13 protein-coding genes are annotated in these 19,585 nt (G+C 64.6%); 9 read left to right on the top strand and 4 right to left on the bottom strand.

From position 1 onward, the window contains the following. The first annotated feature begins 569 nt into the window (after positions 1–569). The 8 genes from E3T51_RS16605 (at position 570) to E3T51_RS16570 (ending at position 14,121) form a co-directional block, all read left to right on the top strand. Complete coding sequence (locus tag E3T51_RS16605) at positions 570–1,316, top strand: class I SAM-dependent methyltransferase (protein ID WP_198417902.1); 747 nt, start codon at positions 570–572, stop codon at positions 1,314–1,316. A gap of 220 nt (positions 1,317–1,536) precedes the next feature. Then, positions 1,537–3,762, top strand: coding sequence for a HelD family protein (locus tag E3T51_RS16600; RefSeq protein WP_134530824.1), 2,226 nt, complete (start codon positions 1,537–1,539; stop codon positions 3,760–3,762). Positions 3,763–3,965: 203 nt separating this feature from the next. Beyond that, on the top strand, positions 3,966–5,531 hold the full coding sequence (locus E3T51_RS16595) for an HNH endonuclease signature motif containing protein (RefSeq protein WP_166806527.1): 1,566 nt from the start codon (positions 3,966–3,968) through the stop codon (positions 5,529–5,531). A gap of 62 nt (positions 5,532–5,593) precedes the next feature. Then, entirely contained in the window at positions 5,594–7,702 is a 2,109-nt protein-coding gene (locus E3T51_RS16590) for a S9 family peptidase (RefSeq protein ID WP_134530822.1), read from the top strand. A gap of 59 nt (positions 7,703–7,761) precedes the next feature. Further along, positions 7,762–9,273 carry a DUF3375 family protein gene (locus E3T51_RS16585; RefSeq protein WP_166806526.1) on the top strand — a complete coding sequence of 504 codons (1,512 nt, stop codon included), beginning with the start codon at positions 7,762–7,764 and terminating at the stop codon, positions 9,271–9,273. Further along, the gene (locus E3T51_RS16580) at positions 9,266–9,955 is read left to right on the top strand and encodes a DUF4194 domain-containing protein (protein WP_134530820.1); all 690 of its coding nucleotides are present in this window, start codon (positions 9,266–9,268) and stop codon (positions 9,953–9,955) included. Before E3T51_RS16585 ends, E3T51_RS16580 begins: the two co-directional genes overlap by 8 nt. Next, a complete protein-coding gene (locus E3T51_RS16575) occupies positions 9,952–13,338 on the top strand; it encodes an ATP-binding protein (RefSeq protein ID WP_134530819.1) in 3,387 nt (1,128 codons plus the stop codon). The genes E3T51_RS16580 and E3T51_RS16575 overlap by 4 nt, the downstream gene beginning before the upstream one ends. Positions 13,339–13,581: 243 nt before the next feature. Further along, positions 13,582–14,121, top strand: a complete 540-nt coding sequence (locus tag E3T51_RS16570) for a hypothetical protein (RefSeq protein ID WP_134530818.1) — start codon at positions 13,582–13,584, stop codon at positions 14,119–14,121. Here the strand turns inward: E3T51_RS16570 and E3T51_RS16565 are convergent. Then, positions 14,118–14,570 carry a DoxX family protein gene (locus tag E3T51_RS16565; RefSeq protein WP_134530817.1) on the bottom strand — a complete coding sequence of 151 codons (453 nt, stop codon included), beginning with the start codon at positions 14,568–14,570 and terminating at the stop codon, positions 14,118–14,120. The two genes, E3T51_RS16570 and E3T51_RS16565, sit on opposite strands and share 4 nt — an antisense overlap. Positions 14,571–14,738: 168 nt before the next feature. Here E3T51_RS16565 and E3T51_RS16560 point away from each other — a divergent pair, with 168 nt between their 5' ends. Further along, positions 14,739–17,030 (top strand): FdhF/YdeP family oxidoreductase, encoded by a 2,292-nt coding sequence (locus E3T51_RS16560; protein WP_134530816.1) that lies wholly within the window; start codon positions 14,739–14,741, stop codon positions 17,028–17,030. 9 nt (positions 17,031–17,039) lie between these two features. Here E3T51_RS16560 and E3T51_RS16555 read toward each other — a convergent pair whose 3' ends face one another. The 3 genes from E3T51_RS16555 to E3T51_RS16545 all read right to left on the bottom strand — a co-directional run bounded on the left by E3T51_RS16555 (position 17,040) and on the right by E3T51_RS16545 (position 19,240). Then, positions 17,040–17,357 carry a DUF6457 domain-containing protein gene (locus E3T51_RS16555; RefSeq protein ID WP_134530815.1) on the bottom strand — a complete coding sequence of 106 codons (318 nt, stop codon included), beginning with the start codon at positions 17,355–17,357 and terminating at the stop codon, positions 17,040–17,042. A 98-nt stretch (positions 17,358–17,455) separates the two neighbouring features. Next, positions 17,456–17,944, bottom strand: coding sequence for a DUF427 domain-containing protein (locus E3T51_RS16550; protein WP_134530814.1), 489 nt, complete (start codon positions 17,942–17,944; stop codon positions 17,456–17,458). A 9-nt stretch (positions 17,945–17,953) separates the two neighbouring features. Beyond that, complete coding sequence (locus E3T51_RS16545; protein WP_134530846.1) at positions 17,954–19,240, bottom strand: MFS transporter; 1,287 nt, start codon at positions 19,238–19,240, stop codon at positions 17,954–17,956. Positions 19,241–19,585 lie beyond the last annotated feature (345 nt).

Here is a 19,585-nt window from a genome sequence, read left to right as displayed (position 1 = left end):
CTCTGCCCGTGGTGACGACCAGCTTCACGGCCTCGTCTTTGTACTCAGGGGTGAAGTCCCGACGTGATCTTGCCATAGTGAACATTCTCTCTTGTGAGGTGTCCACACAACGGGGTCAAGGCCAGTGAGGATCCTTACGGCCACTACAGGACCTCGTCGAGTTCGACCTGCATGAGGACCGCGCGGCGAAGCAGAAACGGGAAACAGCAGGATTCCGCCGACAACGATGACGACGGCTAGGAGGCCGAGCGACATCCAGGTCGCTACCGTCACAGCATGCGAGGTCCGAGGCGTATTCGAGCTCATCTATCGAGTATCAATAGCTATCTATCGAATGTCAGTAGATATAGTCGCTCAGTCAATTTCTGTGCGACCGTCTCGAACGAGCCGATCTACCGCAGGTGGCGCTCGTAAAAGCCAGCGCGGGTCATGGAAACATGACCAGGCCAGCCGTGCAAGGCTCACGTCATGGCAAGCAGTAATGCTCGAAACGTCCAGGCGGGTTCCTTTGGCGCGGCCGCCGCTGAGTACGAAAGAGGGCGTCCGTCTTACCCGTTTGAGGCTGTCGAGTGGGTGTTGCCGCACGACGACAGGTCCTCGATTTGGGCGCAGGCACCGGTCAGCTCACTTGCCAGCTCGTCGAGAGGGGCCTCGACGTGGTCGCCGTCGAGCCGTCAGCAGGCATGCGCAAGGAGCTGTCGCGGCGGTTGCCGCACGTCTCAGTGCTCGATGGCCGAGCCGAGGATGTTCCTCTGACCCCCGGCGCCGTCGACACCGTTCTGTTAGCGCAAACCTGGCACTGGGTTGATGTTGAACGAGCCGGCCCGGAGATCGCACGCGTTCTCCGTCCCGGCGGAAATCTCGGTCTGCTTTGGAACATTCGCGACGAGCGTGAGGACTGGGTCGCTCAGCTGGGCCGACTCATGCACCAAGGGATCGAGTTGGACATGAACAGCGAAAGTCCCGATGTCGGTGGAAAATTCGCACCGATTGTTCGTGCGGACTTCTTGTGGGAGCACGTGCTCACACCCGCGGCGCTGATGGATCTCGTGGCATCTCGGAGCTACGTCATCACCCTGGCCGGCGACGCACGAGCATCACTCCTGCGCCGAGTTCGTGAACTATTGGACTCTCATCCTGCCGTGCGGGGGCGAGACGAGATCGCCCTGCCTTCCGTCACGAGGTGCTCACGCACCAGGCGTATGGGGAACGCCAACGACGATCCGCCTAGTTCCGCGGGAGCGCGATTCCCGTATGCCCCGCCTGAGAAAATGCGCGGTGACGCGGGGGATAAACGGTACGGTCCAACAGGATGACCGGAAGGCCTTCGGTTACGCGCGCGTATTTACCAACGAGCAGGATCTCCGGCACAGAGGAATGTCCTCGTCACTTGCGTGCAAGATGGCCGAGATGACGTTCACCGATCAAGATCTCAGGGAACGAAGCGTGCCAGGCCTTTCCCAGCGGCTCAATACACACAGCCAAGCTCACACTGACCGCGACTAAACTAGGGACTTCGGTTTAAGGGGAGCGTGCGTGATCGACCAGGAGCTTGTTCGAGAGCAGGACTATGTTCGGGCGCTGTATGAGCGGCTCGACGCGCTGCAGGAAGAGGCCGAGGGTCAGCTGAAAGCAGTGCGCCGCCTCGACGTCGGCGGTAACCACCAAAGCCGTAGCGAACGCGACACCTTCGCCCGCCTCTACGAGGACCGTATCGTGCAACTGCGCGAGGTCGACGACCGACTTGCCTTCGGCCGGCTCGAAACCGTACCAGATGACTCCGGCGACTCGGTCTACCGCTATATCGGCCGGGTGGGTTTGCGTGACGAAGATCACAAGCCGCTGCTGCTTGACTGGCGCGTGCCGCAGGCGAGCGCTTTCTACCAGGCCACCGCCGCCACGCCGCTCGGCGCGAGGGCCCGCCGCCACCTGCTCTCCAAGGGGCGCGATATCATCCGCATCGAAGACGAAATTCTCGATGCCGCCCTGCTCGCCGACCCTGACGCCAGCACACACCAGGGGGAGGGCGCCCTGCTCGCGGCGCTCACCGCGCAGCGCACCGGCCACATGTCCGATATCGTCTCAACCATTCAGGCTGAGCAGGACCGCATCATCCGCTCAGAACTGGCCGGTGTTCTTGTCGTGCAGGGCGGTCCCGGTACCGGAAAAACCGCCGTGGCGCTGCACCGCGCTGCCTACCTGCTCTACACGCACCGGGATCGCCTGCGCGACAGCGGCGTACTCATCATCGGCCCGTCACGTTCCTTTCTGCAGTACATCGAGGCTGTGCTGCCCTCCCTGGGCGAGACCGGTGTCGTGCTGGCCTCGGTCGGCCAGCTCTTTCCCGGCGTTGAAGCGACCAGAGAGGATGCCCCGGCCGTCGCGGCACTGAAGGGTCAGTCGTTCATGGCCGATCTCATCGCGCGGGCCGTGCATTCCCGGCAGCGCACTCCTTCCGCCCCGCAGCAGCTGGTGGTGAACGGTGACCGCATCGTGCTGCAGCCCGACCTCGTGGCTAATGCGATTGCGCGCGCCCGCGGCACCGGTAAGACTCACAACGAGGCCAGGGTCACCTTCGTGAAGACCGCTATCAACGCGCTTTCTCGGGTGTGGCTCGAGCAGCTGCAGAGCCAGGGCCGTTCGATGGACGACACCGACCTGCCCATGCTGCGCGAAGACCTGCGCCTGGCCGACGATGTGCGCATCGCGCTCAATACCGCTTGGCTGCCGCTCACGCCGCAAAAACTGTTGCAAGATCTTTATGCGAGGCCGCAGTGGCTCGAGGAGCTGACTCCGCGCTGGCGATTCGCCCAGCGCAAGCTGCTGGCGCGTCCGCGGGACGCCGAGTTCACGATCTCCGACATTCCTCTGCTCGATGAGGCGGCGGAGTTGCTCGGTGAATATAACGCGGTCGACCAGGCGAAGAAGCGTGCGCTCAAGGAACAGCGCAAGCGCGACGTAGAAAATGCCGAAACGGCCATTGAAAATATGCAGGTGAAGGGCCTGGTCAACGCCAAAGACCTCGCCGCCAGTTTCGCCGAACTCGATGAACGCGCAACGACCAGCGAGCGTGCCGCGCGCGATCGCACTTGGACCTACGGTCACGTCGTCATCGACGAGGCGCAGGAACTCTCGGCGATGCAGTGGCGCTTGGTGTTGCGGCGTGGTCCGCGCCGGTCGTTCACGATCGTCGGTGACATCGCGCAGGCGGCGAGTGCTGCGGCATCCGCCAGCTGGAAAGAGGCATTGCAGCCGGTGCTCGAGGGCTCGCCCGAGGCGGACCGCTGGCGGCTCGAGGAATTGACCGTGAACTATCGCACGCCGAGCCAGATCGCTACGGCGGCCGAAACTGTCGCGATGTCGCACCGGTTGCCGATCACGCCGTCCCGCACGGTGCGGTCCAGCGAATGGCCGGTTGAAACGGTAACGGAGACCGCGGTCGCAGTGCGCCGTGACCTAGCGCTCGGCGCCGGCGGCACCCTCGCCGTGATCGTCGTCGACGCCGGACTCGATGACCTTGAAGCAACCCTGCGCGCTGAATTCGGCGATCTGCTCGGCGTCGGTGCGCTTGGTCTCAGCCGCGAGATAGCGCTGCTCACGCCGCAGGATGCCAAGGGGCTGGAATTCGACGCGGTCATCGTCGTCGACCCGGCTGCCATTCTTGCGGCCTCCGAGCGTGGCGCCGGCGCACTCTATGTAGCGATGACGCGGGCCACGCAGCGGCTCTATTTGGTGGGGGACGCGCCGCTCGGTCGCTCATGATCATGGCGCCGCTGACCTGAACACGCGGTTAGAGATCGTACGAGCCTGCGGACGAAGCCGGGCACCGAATCTCTGGGGCGTCGTGCCGAGCGAACCTTCGTGCATCGTATGTATCTCGTAAAAAAACTTCACAATTTACTGAGATCTTCTCGTTTTTGTGAGCGTTTTAGGCTATAATTGTGGGTGAAGGAGGCACCGACGCCATGACCCTCACCGCCCCGCCCTCCGCCACCGGCTCTGTGCCGGAACCCGAGGGTTCTCGGGTTTTGGTCATTGCTCAGGCTGGTGCTTTGCTGGGGTCTGTTTTAGACGGAACACGGTTTGGTCACCTGGACGATGCTGAAGCTGTCGCGGTCCTGGCAGCGCTTGAGGGTTTGGGCCGCAAGGTTGATGGTGCCAGGCTACGCGCCACCACCGACATCGGCGTGCGTGCCGAAACCGACCTCGGCACCGGGTCCCTCGCCTACAAAAACGGATGCCGCAACCGGGTCGAATTCATCACCCAACTCGCCGGCATCTCCGGCCGCGAAGCCAAACGCCGCCTGAAGCTGGGTGAGACCACGGTCGAACGCACGCCGCTGGGTCTGCCCGTGCCGGCCCGGTACCCGGTCATTGCCGCCGGACTCAGCAGCGGCGACCTCGGGGTGGAGTCGGCAGAAATCATCGCCACCACGTTGACCGCGCTGCACGGGAAAGTCCTGCAGGACGACCTCGACCAGGTGGAACGTGCACTGGTCGCGTCGGCGACCGGAGCGATCACCCCCGAAACCGCGGGGCTGCCCGGAGCAGGCATCCGCTTCGCTCCCGACCTACTGCGGGCGCAAGCCCTCGAATGGCAGGGCCGGCTCGACCCCGACGGCACCGCCCCCACCGACGACCTCGCCGAAGCGAAAAGCTCGGTGACGTTCGGGCTGCTGCGCAACGGCCTCTATCCGCTGCGCGCCGACGTCACCCCGGAACTGCGCGGCATCATGGACACCCTCTTCGACACCTATTTGTCGGCCCGGTCTCGTACTCCCCGGTTTGAACCCACCGAACCCGACGACAGCACAGGCGTTGGCACTGTCACGGGCACCGAACTGGACGGCCTGCGTGTCGGCGACTCGAGCGTGGACGGTGAACGTTTCAGCGCCGACCCCTTCACCGGCGACCCCCGCTACGACGGCGACCGCCGCACCGCCGGAGAGAAACGCGCCGACATCCTCCGCGACGTTTTCCAAGCGGCCGCACTCGACCCGAAAACCCCGACCATGGGCGGCGCCGCCCCCACCGTCATGATCCACATCAACGCCACCGACCTCGACCAGGGCCGCGGCGTCGGCTGGATCGACGGCATCGAAGCGCCCATCTCGATGCGCCGCGTGAAAGAAGCCATCTGCGCCGGCGGCGCCCAACAGGTCATCATCGGCACCAACGGCGACATCCTCCGCCTCGGCGACAAAGTGCGCTGCTTCAGCCCCAAACAACGAGCCGCGATCAGTGCCCGCGACGAAGGCTGCATCATCCCCGGCTGCATCATCCCCGCCCGCTGGTGCGAAATCCACCACGTCATCCCCTGGCGCAAACACGGCCCCACCACCATCGACAACGGCACCCTCCTCTGCTGGTTCCACCACCACACCATCGACACCAACGGCTGGAACATCCGCATCATCAACGGCCGACCCCAAATACGCGGGCCCCTCCTCTGGGACCCCACCCAAACCTGGCGGCCAGCCCACACCCACCGCGCCAACACCCCCAGCCTCGAACCGTACTGGCGCACCTAAGACAAACGGTGCCACTCAGGGTGAGAACGAGGGCAAGCGTGCGCATCCGCTAGCCTGCAACCATGACATCGGAGTCGCACACCACGCCATTTTCCAGCCTCGACGACTACATCGCGTTGCCCCGCGTGGAAGGTCTCACCCTCTCACCCGACGGGGCACGCGTCGTGCTGACCGTCGCCACACTCGCCCGTGATCGCACGACCTACGAGCGGGCACTCTGGTCGGTCGCTGCCGACGGCGCCGGGGTTCCGACCCGTCTGACCCGGTCGGCTAAGGGCGAATCGGGGGCGGCTTTCACCGCTTCGGGCGACGTTCTGTTCGTCTCCGGCCGGCCCGATGCTGGTGCAGAAAAAGATACCGAGGCCGCCCAACTCTGGCTGCTGCCCGCCGCCGGCGGGGAGGCCCGCGCTATCACTCGCCTCGCCGGGGGAGTATCCGGTATTGCCGCCGTCGCCGCGGCCGCCAACTCGCTTGTGATCGCCGCCGACCTGCTGCCGAGCGCCCTCGACCTCGAATCGGAAAGGGTCGCACGCACGGAACGCACCGAGAAGAAGGTCGTGGCCATTCTGCACGAGAGCTACCCGGTGCGTTACTGGGACCACGACCTCGGCCCCGCCGAGCCACACCTGCTTGCACTCGACCTCGCCGACCTGCAGGACACGATCGTCGGCCCCGCAAGCGTTACCCCAGCGGATGCCCCCGCTCCCTACCCCGCCGATCTGCCACGTCCCCGAGACCTCACCCCCAACCCCGGTCGCACCATGGACACTGCCGGCCAGGCACTGACCCCCGACGGCGCAACCCTCATCGTGGCCCGGCGGGTGGCCGAGCAGCGCTCCGGCCGCTTCGTTCTGGTCTCCATCGACGTTTCGACCGGCACCCAGACCACGCTGTTCGACGAACCGAAGGTCGACTTCGAGTCACCCGCCATCAGCCTTGACGGGCGACTGATCGCCTTCGTGAGGTCCGCCGTCAGTACCCCGGAAGGCCCGGCGGACCAGGAAATCTGGGTCGCCGACCTCGACGGCGGCCACCCCCGCCGCCTCGCCGCCGAATGGGACCGCTGGCCGACCAGCCTGGTCTTCGACGCGCCGCACGGTGGCGCTCCGGGCGAATCCAACCAGTCCCTCATCGTCACCGCCGACCACAACGGCCGCGGACCCATCTTTCGGGTCCCGCTCGACGGCAGGGTCCGGGAACAGCTCACCACCGATGACTTCAGCTACACCAATGTGTGCGTCGACGCCCAGACCGGTGACCTCGTGGCGTTGCGCTCCTCGTGGGTCACGCCGGCGCATCCGGTGCGCATCAGCCGTTCCGGCTCCGTCACCGCGCTGGCCACACCGGCCGCACTGCCCGACGTTCCCGGCACGATCACCGAGGTCGAGACCCTCGCCGAGGACGGAGCGCGGGTGCGCGCCTGGCTGCTGCTGCCTGACGGAGCCTCGGCGCAGCATCCGGCCCCGCTGTTGCTGTGGGTCCATGGCGGACCGCTGAACAGCTGGAACGCCTGGAGCTGGCGGTGGAGCCCGCTGCTCGCCGTGGCCCGCGGCTACGCTGTGCTGTTGCCCGACCCCGCGCTGTCCACCGGCTACGGTCTCGATTTCATTGCGCGCGGCTGGAATGCCTGGGGCGTTAAGCCCTACACCGACCTGCTCGCGATCACCGACGCCGCCGAAGCCCTCCCCGAGATTGACGAGACCCTCACGGCAGCGATGGGCGGATCCTTCGGCGGCTACATGGCCAACTGGGTCGCCGGGCACACCGACCGATTCCGCGCCATCGTCAGCCACGCGAGCCTCTGGGCACTCGACCAGTTCAACGGCACGACCGACAACTCCGAATACTGGCAGAGCATCTTTTCGACGCAGGGCATGGTTGACAATTCGCCGCACCAGGCCGTGCGCGACATTGTCACCCCCATGCTTGTGATTCACGGCGACCACGACTACCGGGTGCCGATCGGCGAAAGCCTGCGACTGTGGTCGGAGCTCGCCGAGCACCACGCCAATGCCGACGGCAGTACCCAGCACAAGTTTCTCTTCTTTCCCGATGAGAACCACTGGGTGTTGAAGCCGCAGCACGCCGTCGTCTGGTACCAGACCGTCTTTGCCTTTCTCGAGCAGCACGTGCACGGCGCCGACTGGAAGCGGCCGAGCCTGCTCGGCTGAGCGGGTCAGGGGCAACCTGCCCAGTCGGTTAAAGTGGAGAGCTGGAGAGGAACCAGCTATTGAGTGATATTGCGAGCGAATTGGCGCGGGTACGCGAAGCCTTCGACAAACCCACCCTGCGCCTGCTCGACCGCAAATGGGCGCCGTTCGTGCTCGCGGTGTTCAAGAGCTCGTTCAGCCGCGACCGCCGCAGCGTGGCGTGCGAGCTGCTGCATGCCCAGGTGGATGCCTACCTCGCCGACCTCCGCAGCACCGGTGTCGACGCCCCCGAGAAGACCGGCCGTGCCCTGTGCGTGCAGTGGATGAACGACCTCTGGCTGTACCGCGAAGTCCGCGACGCGGGCGACGGGAGCGAAGAACATTACTCGCTCACCAGCCACGCCCTCGAAGCCCTGCTTCTGGTCGACAGCCTCGCGCGCGATCGGGCGCTGATCAGCGAATCCAGGCTGTCGACGATCGTCGACACCGTGCGCCACCGGGCCACCGAGGCCAACCCCGATCGCGAAGAGCGGGTTCGCCGCCTCGACCAGCAGATCGACGAACTGACCAGCGAGCGCGATCGTCTCGCTCGCGGCGGCGCTATCGAAGCGGCCTCGAACGAGCAGATGCACGAGGGCTACGCCAACCTCATCGACCTTATCCAGCAGCTTCCAAGCGACTTCAAACGGGTCGAGGAGTCGGTCGCGGCCATGCACCGGCAGATCGTCAACGACTTTCGCGGCGAGGAACGCCCGATCAGCGAGGTTCTCGACGACTACCTGGCCAAAACGGATGCCCTCATGTCCTCGACCGCTGAGGGTCGCGCCTTCGAGGGCGCGTTCACCCTGCTGCGCAACGACACTCTCATGCAGGGTCTGAAGGACGATCTGGAGACGATTTTGCTGCATCCGTTCGCCCTCGAACTGAGCCTGAACGAACGGCGCAGCTTCATGAGCACGGTGATGCTGCTGCGCAAGGGCATCGACGACGTTCTCACCCAGCGCAAGGGGCTCACGACCACCCTGCGCGAGCACATTGTCAACCACGACGTCGTGAAAGATCGCGAGCTCGAGCTCGTACTGCGGGGCATCAACCGCGAACTTGCCGTCTGGATGCAGACCGCCGGCCCCCGCGCCACTGTCACCACCGAGCTCATGCCCGGCACTCTCGAGGTGGAACACCTGCGCGAACGGTTCTACGATCCGGTCGCCCACCTCGGACCGCCCGCGCTGGCCGACGTGTCCGACGCTGCTCCCACAGCACCGAGCCTCGGCGACCTGCGCCTGCAGGGCGGGCCACTGCTCGAAGATCTGCGCGACGCCCTCGTGGCCGCTTTCGGGGCGGGGGAGGCAGCATCCGTCGGCAGCGCCTTCAACGGGTTCGGTGCAAGCCTGCGCCGCCCGGTCGAGATTCTCGGCCTGCTGCAACTGGCCGCCCAGCTGAATGCTTCGACCAGCCCGGCCGAGCTGGAGAGCTTTAAAACGATACGACCGGATGGCTCGGTGCGGGTATTCGACGTGCCGCGCCGCACCCTGACCGACGACGACATGGCGGCCCTGGCCGCCCAGAATTTGGGTTCCCAGCATGATTGACGACTTTTCGGCTGAGGGCACCGCTACCGACATCGACAGCGACCCCCAGACCCTTTCCCTGTTCGAGGGCGACGAGGGCGGGCTGAGCGCCCCGCAGCGCCGCACCCTCGTGCTGCTGTTGAAACACCGCTATATCTCGGCGGCCCTGCAGCCCGCCGAATGGCAGACGCTGCTGCAGTCGCAGACCCTGCTCAAGTCCCGCCTCAACGACGTCTTCCTCGACCTGCACGTCGACCTCCATTACGAGGTCGCTTTCAAGAGGCAGGCCCTAGCGGAGGGCGGCGAACGGTTTCCGACGCTGCTGCACGACGTGGCCTACACCCGCGAGGAGACAATTCTGCTCGTACTGCTGCGCCAGCGCTTTCGCAGCGAACGGGCGAACGGGCAGGAAATCGTACTCGTCGACCGGGACAACCTGGTCGAGAACGTTGCACACTTTCGCCCGGAATACGCCACCGACCTTTCCGGTGACGCCCGAAAGGCCGCTGCCGCGGTCGACAGCCTCGCCAAGGCACGGGTACTGCTGAAGACCAGCGACCCAGACCGGTTTCGCATCTCGGCCGTGATCGAAGTGCTGTTGTCGGTGGAACGCCTCGGCGAACTGCTGGACTGGCTGCGTCAGGAAAACCGTGCTGAAGATACGCAACCGCTCGCCGCCTCGCACCTGGAGCCCCTCGTATGAACGATTCCCCGCTGTTCTACATCGATGGTGCCACCGAGGGCACCACCCAGTGGCGAGCCGAATCCATGCAACTGGTCAACTGGGGCGGATTTCACGGCCACCACGCGATCGACTTCAGCGCCGCGGCCACGCTCGTCTCCGGGGCGTCAGGTACCGGCAAGAGCAGCCTGCTCGACGCCTACCTTGCGCTGATGATGCCCTCGGACACCCCGTTCAACGGTGCCTCGAACGACGCCGGCTCCGGCCGAGCCCGAAGCCACGACCAACGTAACCTGATGACCTATCTGCGTGGCAAGACCGACGCCAATCGGGAAGCGGCAACCGGCGAGCTGACCGACCAGGTGCTGCGGGGCGCGCAGGAGGCTACCTGGGGTGCCATCGCCATGACCTTCATCGACGACAACGAGCGCCGGTTCACCGTGCTGCGAGCCTACTTCGTGCCGCGTGGCGCCCATAAATTCGCCGACGTCGCCATGAAAATGGCCACGACCGACGGACACCTCGACCTACGCGACCTCGCCTCCTGTGCCGAGAACAGGTTTGACAAGCGCGCCCTCAAGGCCCGCTTCGAGGGCCTCGAGGTGTTCGACACCTACGCGGCGTTCGCCCAAACGCTGTACACCCGGCTCGGCATCGGCGCCAACGGCGAGGGCGGCAAGGCTTTGCGCCTGCTCGCCCGCATCCAGGCCGGCCAGCAGGTGAAAACGGTCGACGGACTCTACAAGTCGATGGTGCTCGAAGAGCCTGCGACCTTCGCTGCCGCCGACAAGGCGGTCGACCACTTCGAAGACCTGGAACGTTCCTACGGTGCCATGGTCGCCGAGGCGCAGAAGGCTCAGGTGCTCGACCGCCTGCCCGAACTGCACCAGGCTTACGAGGCCGCGACTGCCAAAGCTGAACTGGTCGACACCTTCGGTGTGCACCGGGCAGGGGACACCCCCTTTGTGCTGTGGCAGCTGCTCACCGAGCACACCCTGCTTGAGAATGCCGCCGACACCAACCGGGCAGCTCGCCGCGACAACCAGGCCGCCCTCGTCCAGGCCCGTGACGCCGAGACCGCGCTGAAAATCCGGGTTGTCGAGTTGCAACGGCAGGAGCGCGACAACGGCGGCGATGTGCTCGAACGGCTGCAGACCGAGCTCGTTCACCTCAGTGACCAGCGCGACGATGCGGCGCGGGAACACGAAAATTTCCGTCAGCGAGTGCACGTTCTGGCGGCGCCGATCGATTCCGCTGCTTCCTTCGAGGCCGCCCAGCGGGAGGCCAACCGCTTTGCCGCCGAGTTTGCAGCCGCCGAGTCTGCCCTGGAGACGACCCGCTCGGCACTCCAGCGTGAAGCGTATCCCGTGGAGGAGGGCATCCGCTCGCTCAAAAAGGAACGCGTATTCCTGACCGGGCGCGAGAGCCTGGTGCCACAGTCCCTGCACCAGGCGCGGCTGCTGATCGCCGAAGCGGCGGGGATTCCGACCGAGGAACTGCCGTTCGTGGCCGAACTCATCGACATCGCCGCCGGTGAGGAACTGTGGCGGCAGGCCGCCGAGGTGACCCTGTCGTCGGTCGTCCGGGTTCTACTCGTCGATGAGACGCGTCTGGCGCACCTGAGCGCGGCGATCGACCCGCTGCAGCTGCCTCTGCGCATCCACTTCGAGGGCGTGGCACTGAAGCAGCATCAGGCCGCGACCGGTGACGCCCGGTATGTGTCTGGCAAGCTCGACCTGAAGGACTCGCCGTTTAGCAGCTGGGTGCAGGCGCGCCTTCGGTCGTCGAACCTCGACGCGCTCTGCGTGGCCAGCCCGTCCGAGCTGGTTGGTGAGGGCGCCCGGGTGACGCCGAGCGGGCAGACGCGCAACGGTTCCCGTGGCGCCCATGGCTGGAACACCGGCCAGAAGTCCATCATCGGGTTTTCCAGCCGCGCCCGGCTCGAAGACATTGCCGTAGAGGTGGCCACGCAGGGGCTGGCCGCTGACGCGATCGCGCAGCGGGCATCCGCTGTTACTGAGCAACTCGGTGAACTGCGCGACCAACTGGCCGCTCATCAGTACATTCTCGACACCGACTGGTCGACCATTGACATTGCGACAGCGGCCGAACGCATTCAGGGCAAGAAATCGGAACAAGAGCGGATGCTGGCCAGCAGTGATCTTCTGCGTGCTCTCAGTATCGAAGAGGCCCGGCTCGCCCTCGAGCTCGATGCTGCCCAGAAACTCAAGCACAGCACCGATCAGGCCGCGGCTGTGCTCAACGACGAGCAGGCCAGCATCGTCGACGCACAGGACGCGGTGAATGATCGACTCGAACAGATTGAACAGAGCAGCGCGCTGACCCTGTCGCCGGAACATTCTCTGCACCTCGATGAGCAGTTCGCGCGCGTCACCGACCAGAACGACCTCGCCGCTTTCTCCGGCGGCCTGAAACGCCTGCGTGAGCGGCTGATCAATCAATCGGCGCAGGATCGTGACAGTGCCGCCCGCGACCGGGCCACCATGATGGGTATCTTCGAGACTTACCAGGCTCGGTGGCCCGACCCGAATATCGGTGTAGCGCTCGAATCGGTCACGAGTTACACCGATATTCTCGATGCCATCCGCACACTCGGCCTCTCTGAGCGTCGCCAGGAATGGAAGCGCCGGCTCTCAGCGTGGAGCGGGCAGGACCTCGTGCCACTCACCGGCGCGTTTAACACGGCCATTGAAGAGATCGAAGACCGGTTGCGACCGATCAATGAGATCCTCGCGACCCTGCCGTTCGGCGCAACCCGCGACCGTCTCCAGATTTCGCTGCGCCGACTGCACCGCGACGACGCGAGCGCGTTCCGCAAGGAGCTCAAGGCTCTCTCCTCCGGCGCGACGGAAGAATTCACCGACGATCAAACCGAGGACCGCTTCACTCGGCTGCAGCAGTTCATGGCTGTGATTCGGCGGCCTGATGATACCGCCACGTCCCAGCGCGATGTCCTGCTCGATGTGCGCCAGCACGTCGAGATCACGGCCGTTCGCGTGACTCAGGACGGCACCCGCGTCAGCACCTACTCGTCTCTCGGCGGCAAGAGCGGCGGCGAGTCGCAGGAGCTCGTGGCCTTCGTGGTCGGCGCAGCCCTGCGCTTCCAACTCGGCGATGAAAGCCGCACCCGGCCGCGCTTCGCGCCCGTGTTCCTCGACGAGGCTTTCGTCAAATCCGACGCTGAATTCGCCGGCCGAGCCGTTGCCGCGTGGAAGGGCCTCGGCTTTCAACTCATCGTCGGGGCTCCGCTCGACAAGGTCACCGCGCTCGAACCATCCATGCAGCTCGTGTTGTCGGTCACGAAGAACACGACCACCGGTTACTCGTACATCACACCGTTGACGTCGCCGGGGGTGGTTGTGGCCGGAGCGTCGGCCGCGTAGCTAGGGCGGCACTGCGTGCGGAAGCGCACGTGCCGTTGCCGCAGCGGGGTCCGCCGATCAGGTGCCACGTGAGCGTGGGCGTAGCATGTCTGCATGTCGGTCCAAGATTCTTCTCCATGACTTGGCCTGCACTCACCGACGAGCACCTTGGACTGGAGCGGAACCTTGACCAGAATGCGGCGACTTCATCGCAATCCCGGCTTCCGAAACCCCACATTTTTCTCGACCTGGTTACTGTGGACCGTGGGATTTCTTGCGTTCCCGATCGCGGGCCTCGCCGGCACGGCGGTCGGTGGGCGCGTCAGTAACCCCGTGTCGGCCCTGATCGGTGGCGCGGTCTGTGGGGTCGTCATCGGTTTCGGTCAGGTGCTGGTCAGCCGGCGTCGTCTCAACCCGCTGAACTGGGTTCCGCTGACCGGCATTGGTTTGGGCTTGGGTCTGCTCCTGGGCTCGACGGTGGTCGACTATCGAACGACGCTGCCGGAGTTGGCACTGATGGGAGCGATCACCGGGATCGTGCTCGGTGCAGCCCAGGCCATGGGGTTGCCGCCGCGCACGCGCCGACGCTGGCTGTGGGCCCTGGGTATGGCCACGCTGTGGGCGCTGGGATGGACTGTGACGACGCTGGCCGGGGTCAACGTCGAGGCCCAGTTCACCAATTTCGGCGCCATCGGAGCTGTGATCGTCACGGCGCTGTCCGGACTCCTCTTGCATTTCCTGCTGCCGTTTTATCCCTCGTCGGGCATGTGGCTGCGCTCACGCCCCGTCAGTACCGCCCCTTAAGCCGCCGAGCGGCCTGCGCGCCAAGACCGCCACGCATCGGTAGCCCAGAGCGCCCACAGTACGAGCAGGGGCTGGAAGGCGAGGCGGATGCCCCGGGACAGATCCGAATTCAGTCCGAAGGAGTCGGTCGCCGTGACGAACTGGGAGATGTTTCCGGGAAAAATGGCAACGAAGAACGCGGCGACGACCCAGCCGACGGGCACCCGCCAGCGGTGCAGCGCAAGTAACGCGGTTCCCAGCAATATCTCGGCTATTCCAGAGAGTACGACGACCAAGTCGGTGTCCAGCGGAACCCACGCCGGGACCTGCGCGTGAAATGCCTCCCGGTTGAATGTGAGATGGCTGATTCCAGCCAAAAGCAGCGCGGCGCCGAGTGTCAATCGGCCGAGCAGCCGAGGCAGCGAACGGCGCGGGCTCGATTTGGCTCCGCGAGATTCTTGGATAGTCATTGTCTGAAGTGTAATTGTTTGCTCGCGCTCTGCCCAGGCTGAGCCTCTTTCGTTCGCAGTCGCATGACACTGTCACGGCGCAAACAAGTACTTCCATCCCAGTAGGTGTATCGTGCCAGCGTCGACCGTAATGGCGGCGAAGCGATAATGCGATGAGAGCGGTGCAGCATGAGCAGTGAACCCCCGATCAATGACGTGACAGACATCGACATCGAGGTCACCCACTCCAAAGCCTGGGCCGCTGGCGTTCCGGGCGTGCTGCACTCCATGCAGCCGGCGATCACGCAGATGGGCGCTGTGCGCGGAATGCGCGCTCTGCTATCGCTGAACCAGAAAGACGGATTCGACTGCATGAGTTGCGCCTGGCCCGACCCCGGGCACCGCAAGACCTTCGAATTCTGCGAGAACGGTGCCAAAGCAGTCACCTGGGAGGCCACCCCGATCACCATCCCGACCAACTTCTGGGCCGAACACTCCTTGACAGACCTGCGGGAAAAGAGCGAATACTGGCTTGGCATGCAGGGCAGACTGGTCGAACCCGTCTACAAGCCAGCCGGCAGCGACCACTACCGTCCGGTCAGCTGGCCCGAGGCTTTTCGCATGATCGCCGCCAAGCTCAACGGTCTTGACTCGCCCGACCAAGCCGCCTTCTACACGAGTGGCCGCGCCTCCAACGAGGCCGCATTCGCGTACCAGCTGTTCGCGCGCGCTTACGGCACCAACAACCTGCCGGACTGCTCCAATATGTGCCATGAATCCACCGGCTGGGCCATGGGCATGACCGTCGGCATTGGCAAGAGCACGGTCAGCTACGACGACTTTGCGAAATCCGACCTCATTATCATCATCGGTCAAAACCCTGGTACCAACCATCCACGCATGCTCACCGCGCTCGAAGAAGCCAAAGATGCTGGCGCGCAGATCGTTGCGATCAACCCGCTGCCCGAGGCCGGCCTGCGCCGCTACAAGAACCCGCAGCGGGTGCGCGGAGTGATTGGCCATGGCACCGAGATAGCAGACCAGTTTCTGCAAGTTCGCCTCGGTGGCGACATGGCATTGCTGCAGGCCGTCTCGAAGCGGGTGCTCGACGCCGAGGACGCTGCCCCAGGAACCGTCCTCGACCAGGCTTTTCTTGACGAACACTGCCACGGGCTGACCGAGCTGCGGCAGCATCTCTCCGAACTTGACGAGCGGATGGTGTTGGCCGCAACCGGCTTGCGCGCGGCACAAATTGACGAATTGGCCAAACGCTACCTAAGCGCTGATCGGGTGATCATCACCTGGGCGATGGGGGTGACGCAACAGAAAAAAGGCATAGATACCGTCAAGGAAATCATCAACCTGCTGCTGCTGCGCGGCAACATCGGCAAGCCCGGTGCCGGTGCCTCGCCGATTCGTGGCCATAGCAACGTGCAGGGTGACCGCACCATGGGCATCTGGGAGCAGATGCCGCCGGCTTTCCTCAATGCCCTGCAAGCCGAGTTCGGTTTCAACCCGCCGCGCGAGCACGGCGTTGATGCCGTCTACGGAGTGCGTGCGATGCGCGACGGAAAGTTGAAGGTGTGGGTGGGGCTTGGCGGCAACTTCGTTGCAGCCATGTCCGACACCGGCATTGCCGAGGCCGCCATGCAACGCACCGAAATGAGCGTGCAGATCTCCACCAAACTGAATCGCTCGCATGCTGTAACCGGCGAGGAGGCGCTGATACTTCCGACCCTGGGGCGCACCGAAATCGACGAGCAGGCCGGCGGGGTGCAGTTTGTCTCCGTGGAGGACACAGTCTGTGCGGTGCATCCGTCGTGGGGAAAGCTCGAGCCGGTCGCATCAAACCTGCTCTCGGAGGTCGCGATTATTTCGCGACTGGCCAGCGCTGTACTCGCTGACGCGGTCGCGGTCGACTGGGCCGGATTCGAGGCCGACTACGACCGTATTCGTGACCACATCGCCCACGTGGTCGAGGGATTTGAGAACTATAACGAACGCATCCGGCAGGAGGGCGGATTCATGTTGCCGAACGGGCCGCGGGACTCGCGCACCTTCAACACCCCGATCGGCAAGGCTATGCTGACCACGAACACCCTGGAGTATCTTGAAGTACCGCCCGGGCGTCTGGTGCTGCAGACGCTGCGCAGTCACGACCAGTTCAACACCACCATCTACGGCCTCGATGACCGCTATCGCGGTATCAAGAAGGGTCGCCATGTTGTCTTCATCAACAAGAAAGATCTGCTCACCCTAGGTTTCGTCGATGGCGATCTGGTCGACGTGCACAGCGAGTTCAGTGACAACGTCGACCGGGTGTTACGCGGCTATCGGCTGGTTGCATACCCGACACCGCGCGGTTGCGCCGCCGCTTATTATCCGGAGGCGAACGTGCTCGTGCCGCTCGATAGTGTCGCCGACGGCAGCAACACACCGGTATCGAAGGCTGTCATTATTCGACTGGAGCGTGCTGCGTGAATCGTGACGCTACTGAGCGGTGTTCACCCAGCCGGTGGCGTCGGGGTGTTCCGTCTCGGGCTGCTGGCAGACGGCGGTGACCACATCCACAGCCCGGGCCACGGCTGTGCGTGAGGGCATCGCCGGGTTGGCTGCGGCGAGACCGGCGGCGTAGCCGACCATGAACGTCGTGATCGGGGCGGCCATCGGATTCACCGCGTGGGCGGCTTCATCGGCGACGGTGAGCACAAGGTCGTTGTCTACCTCGAGGTCCACAATCTGCAGTGCCTGACTGAGGCGACGGGTCCACTGCTTGAGAATCTCTTCGTCTACGGCGTTGTGGGTCACAGCAGCTCCTTCAGTTTCGAGTACGTCGGATGCCTGATTGGTCCGAGGCTACCCCAAGCTGCAAAATTCCGTGCAATGAAATTGTGTCGAACCGTGGGCTACCAGCCGGTGGTGCCCGCCGCGCCCTTGAATGGCCCGACGATTTTTTCGGTTATCCAGCCGCCGTAAAAGTCGCCGTCTTGTGCGCGCACCGTTTCACCGTCGACCGTACACCGGTCCATCGACCCCGGATAGACAGCGACGCGGTCGGTTATAGACTCGAAACCCGCATTTGGTGTGGGATAAAACCAGGCGGACCGGGCGCGGGAGCCGACCGAGAGGTATCCGGCAGCGCCCTTGAACTCGCAATAAGAATGACCGGCATCCGGTTGCAGCACGCCCGGCGTGAAGGCACCCCGCGGCAGGTAATACACCGGTGGGTGGCTGGTCTCGAGTACCCGCACGACATCTCTCGTGTCGGCGACGGTCACGCCGTCGAGTTCAATGGTGATGTGTTCCCCGGTGTGTTCGACGCGGGGTGGGCGTGGGTAGTCCCAGACGGATTCCTGGCCGGGGTGGATGGGGTCGCGTTTCACTGGTTCAATCATGATCCGATGCTAGGTCGGTAACCTGCGAAGAGCTGTCGCCGGGTTCCGGTTCGCCGGTCGTAACAGGGCTATGGTGACAGCGGCGGCCACCGCTATGAGCCCGGCCACCATACCGACGGTTCCGGCCCAGCCCCATTGCACGAAGAACAAGCCTCCCAGCCAGCCGAACAGGCTTGACCCCGCATAGTACGAGAGGTTGTATAACGACGACGCCTGCGCTCGACCGACCGTGGACTCGGCGCCGGTCCAGCCGGAGGCGACGGCGTGGGCGGCAAAGAAGCCGGCTGTGGCCAGTAGCACGCCGAGTAGAACGATCACAAGCAGGGGCGACAGGGTCAGCAGCACTCCCATGGTCATTAAGACAAGCGCACAGAGCAGAACCGACCAGCGGCCGAATCGAGCCGCGAGAATGCCGGCCTGGGCCGACGACCACGTACCAGCCAGGTACGCCACGAAAACGAGGCTGATCAGTGCTTGGGGCAGGTTGAACGGGTCGTTGGCGAGTCGAAAACCGAGGTAGTTGTAGAGAGCGACGAACCCGCCCATCAGCAGAAACCCCTGGGCATAGAGCGCGAGCAGGCGCGCAGACCTCAAATTGGTGCGTAGCAGCATGACCAGGCTCAGATCGGTGCCGCGCTCGCGCGCACGGCGAGGGACGAAGCGGCGGGGCACGAAGCCGCGGGGTACCGGAATGAGTGTGATGAACAATACGGCTGACACAGCGCACAGGACGCCGACGGTGAAGACGGCCAGGCGCCAGTTGATGAGCTCGGTGATCGGTCCGGCCACGATACGCCCGAGCAACCCGCCGATCGTGGTGCCCGCGACGTAAGTGCCGGCCGCGCGGGCGGCGTGGCGCGGCTCAATCTCCTCACTCAGGTAGGCGATCGCGATAGCCGGCACACCGCCGAGCATTAACCCCTCGACGAAGCGCCCGGTGAGCAACAGTGAGAAGGTGGGCGCGAAGGGCACGAGCAGTCCAAACACCGTCGCCGCGATCACGGCGATCGACATGGCCCGTACCCGGCCGAGCCGGTCGGCAACGAGCGACCAGGGAATTACGCCGACGGCCAGACCGAGCGTCGATGCGGAGATAACGAGGGCAGCATCCGCTGCGCTGACGCCGACATCGTTGGCGATTTGCGCGAGCACAGCCTGTGGCGAATACAACTGGGCGAAGGTGGCGATACCGGCGAAGAACAGGCCAGCCAGCAGCTTGCGATAGTCGGAGCTGCCGTGCGAATGCCCGTTCCAGGCCGCGGATGCCTCAGCGCGGCCCGGGTGCGCGAACGCCATCACTGGGTGGTCACGACTCGGGGCACGTCCTTAGCGTACGCGTGCCGGGAGCGTCAGCGGGTGCCAAGGGAATCGAGCTGAAGCGGGCGCACGAGGCGTCCTGCGTGCGCACAGTGGTATTTCGCGACAATGCGCCAACTGTGTGCGGGCTGGGAGTGTGTCTTGGGCATTATGCGCAGGGAATATCTCCTTCGGTAGGGTGGTTTCGGCCAGGGTGCACGCTGTTAGGTACGTTGACCGTGACCGGTTGGCGTGCCCACATCGACCGAGCAACCTCACCGTCGATGGGTGACACCAGCGGTGAAGTCACCGGCGAGACAGATACCGGAGCACTTAAATTTCGAA

Origin of the sequence: Cryobacterium serini, assembly GCF_004404025.1 — a bacterium.
GTDB classification, from domain to species: Bacteria; Actinomycetota; Actinomycetes; order Actinomycetales; family Microbacteriaceae; genus Cryobacterium; species Cryobacterium serini.
The sequence above is the reverse complement of the archived record's forward strand: the minus strand, read 5'-3'. Positions and strand labels throughout refer to the sequence as shown.

Excerpts from the sequence above, each read along its gene's own strand:
- E3T51_RS16545 (WP_134530846.1), bottom strand. The coding sequence starts at position 19,240 with ATGGCGTTCGCGCACCCGGGCCGCGCTGAGGCATCCGCGGCCTGGAAC.
- E3T51_RS16560 (WP_134530816.1), top strand. The coding sequence starts at position 14,739 with ATGAGCAGTGAACCCCCGATCAATGACGTGACAGACATCGACATCGAG.
- E3T51_RS16590 (WP_134530822.1), top strand. The coding sequence starts at position 5,594 with ATGACATCGGAGTCGCACACCACGCCATTTTCCAGCCTCGACGACTAC.
- E3T51_RS16550 (WP_134530814.1), bottom strand. The coding sequence starts at position 17,944 with ATGATTGAACCAGTGAAACGCGACCCCATCCACCCCGGCCAGGAATCC.
- E3T51_RS16565 (WP_134530817.1), bottom strand. The coding sequence starts at position 14,570 with ATGACTATCCAAGAATCTCGCGGAGCCAAATCGAGCCCGCGCCGTTCG.
- E3T51_RS16575 (WP_134530819.1), top strand. The coding sequence starts at position 9,952 with ATGAACGATTCCCCGCTGTTCTACATCGATGGTGCCACCGAGGGCACC.
- E3T51_RS16580 (WP_134530820.1), top strand. The coding sequence starts at position 9,266 with ATGATTGACGACTTTTCGGCTGAGGGCACCGCTACCGACATCGACAGC.
- E3T51_RS16595 (WP_166806527.1), top strand. The coding sequence starts at position 3,966 with ATGACCCTCACCGCCCCGCCCTCCGCCACCGGCTCTGTGCCGGAACCC.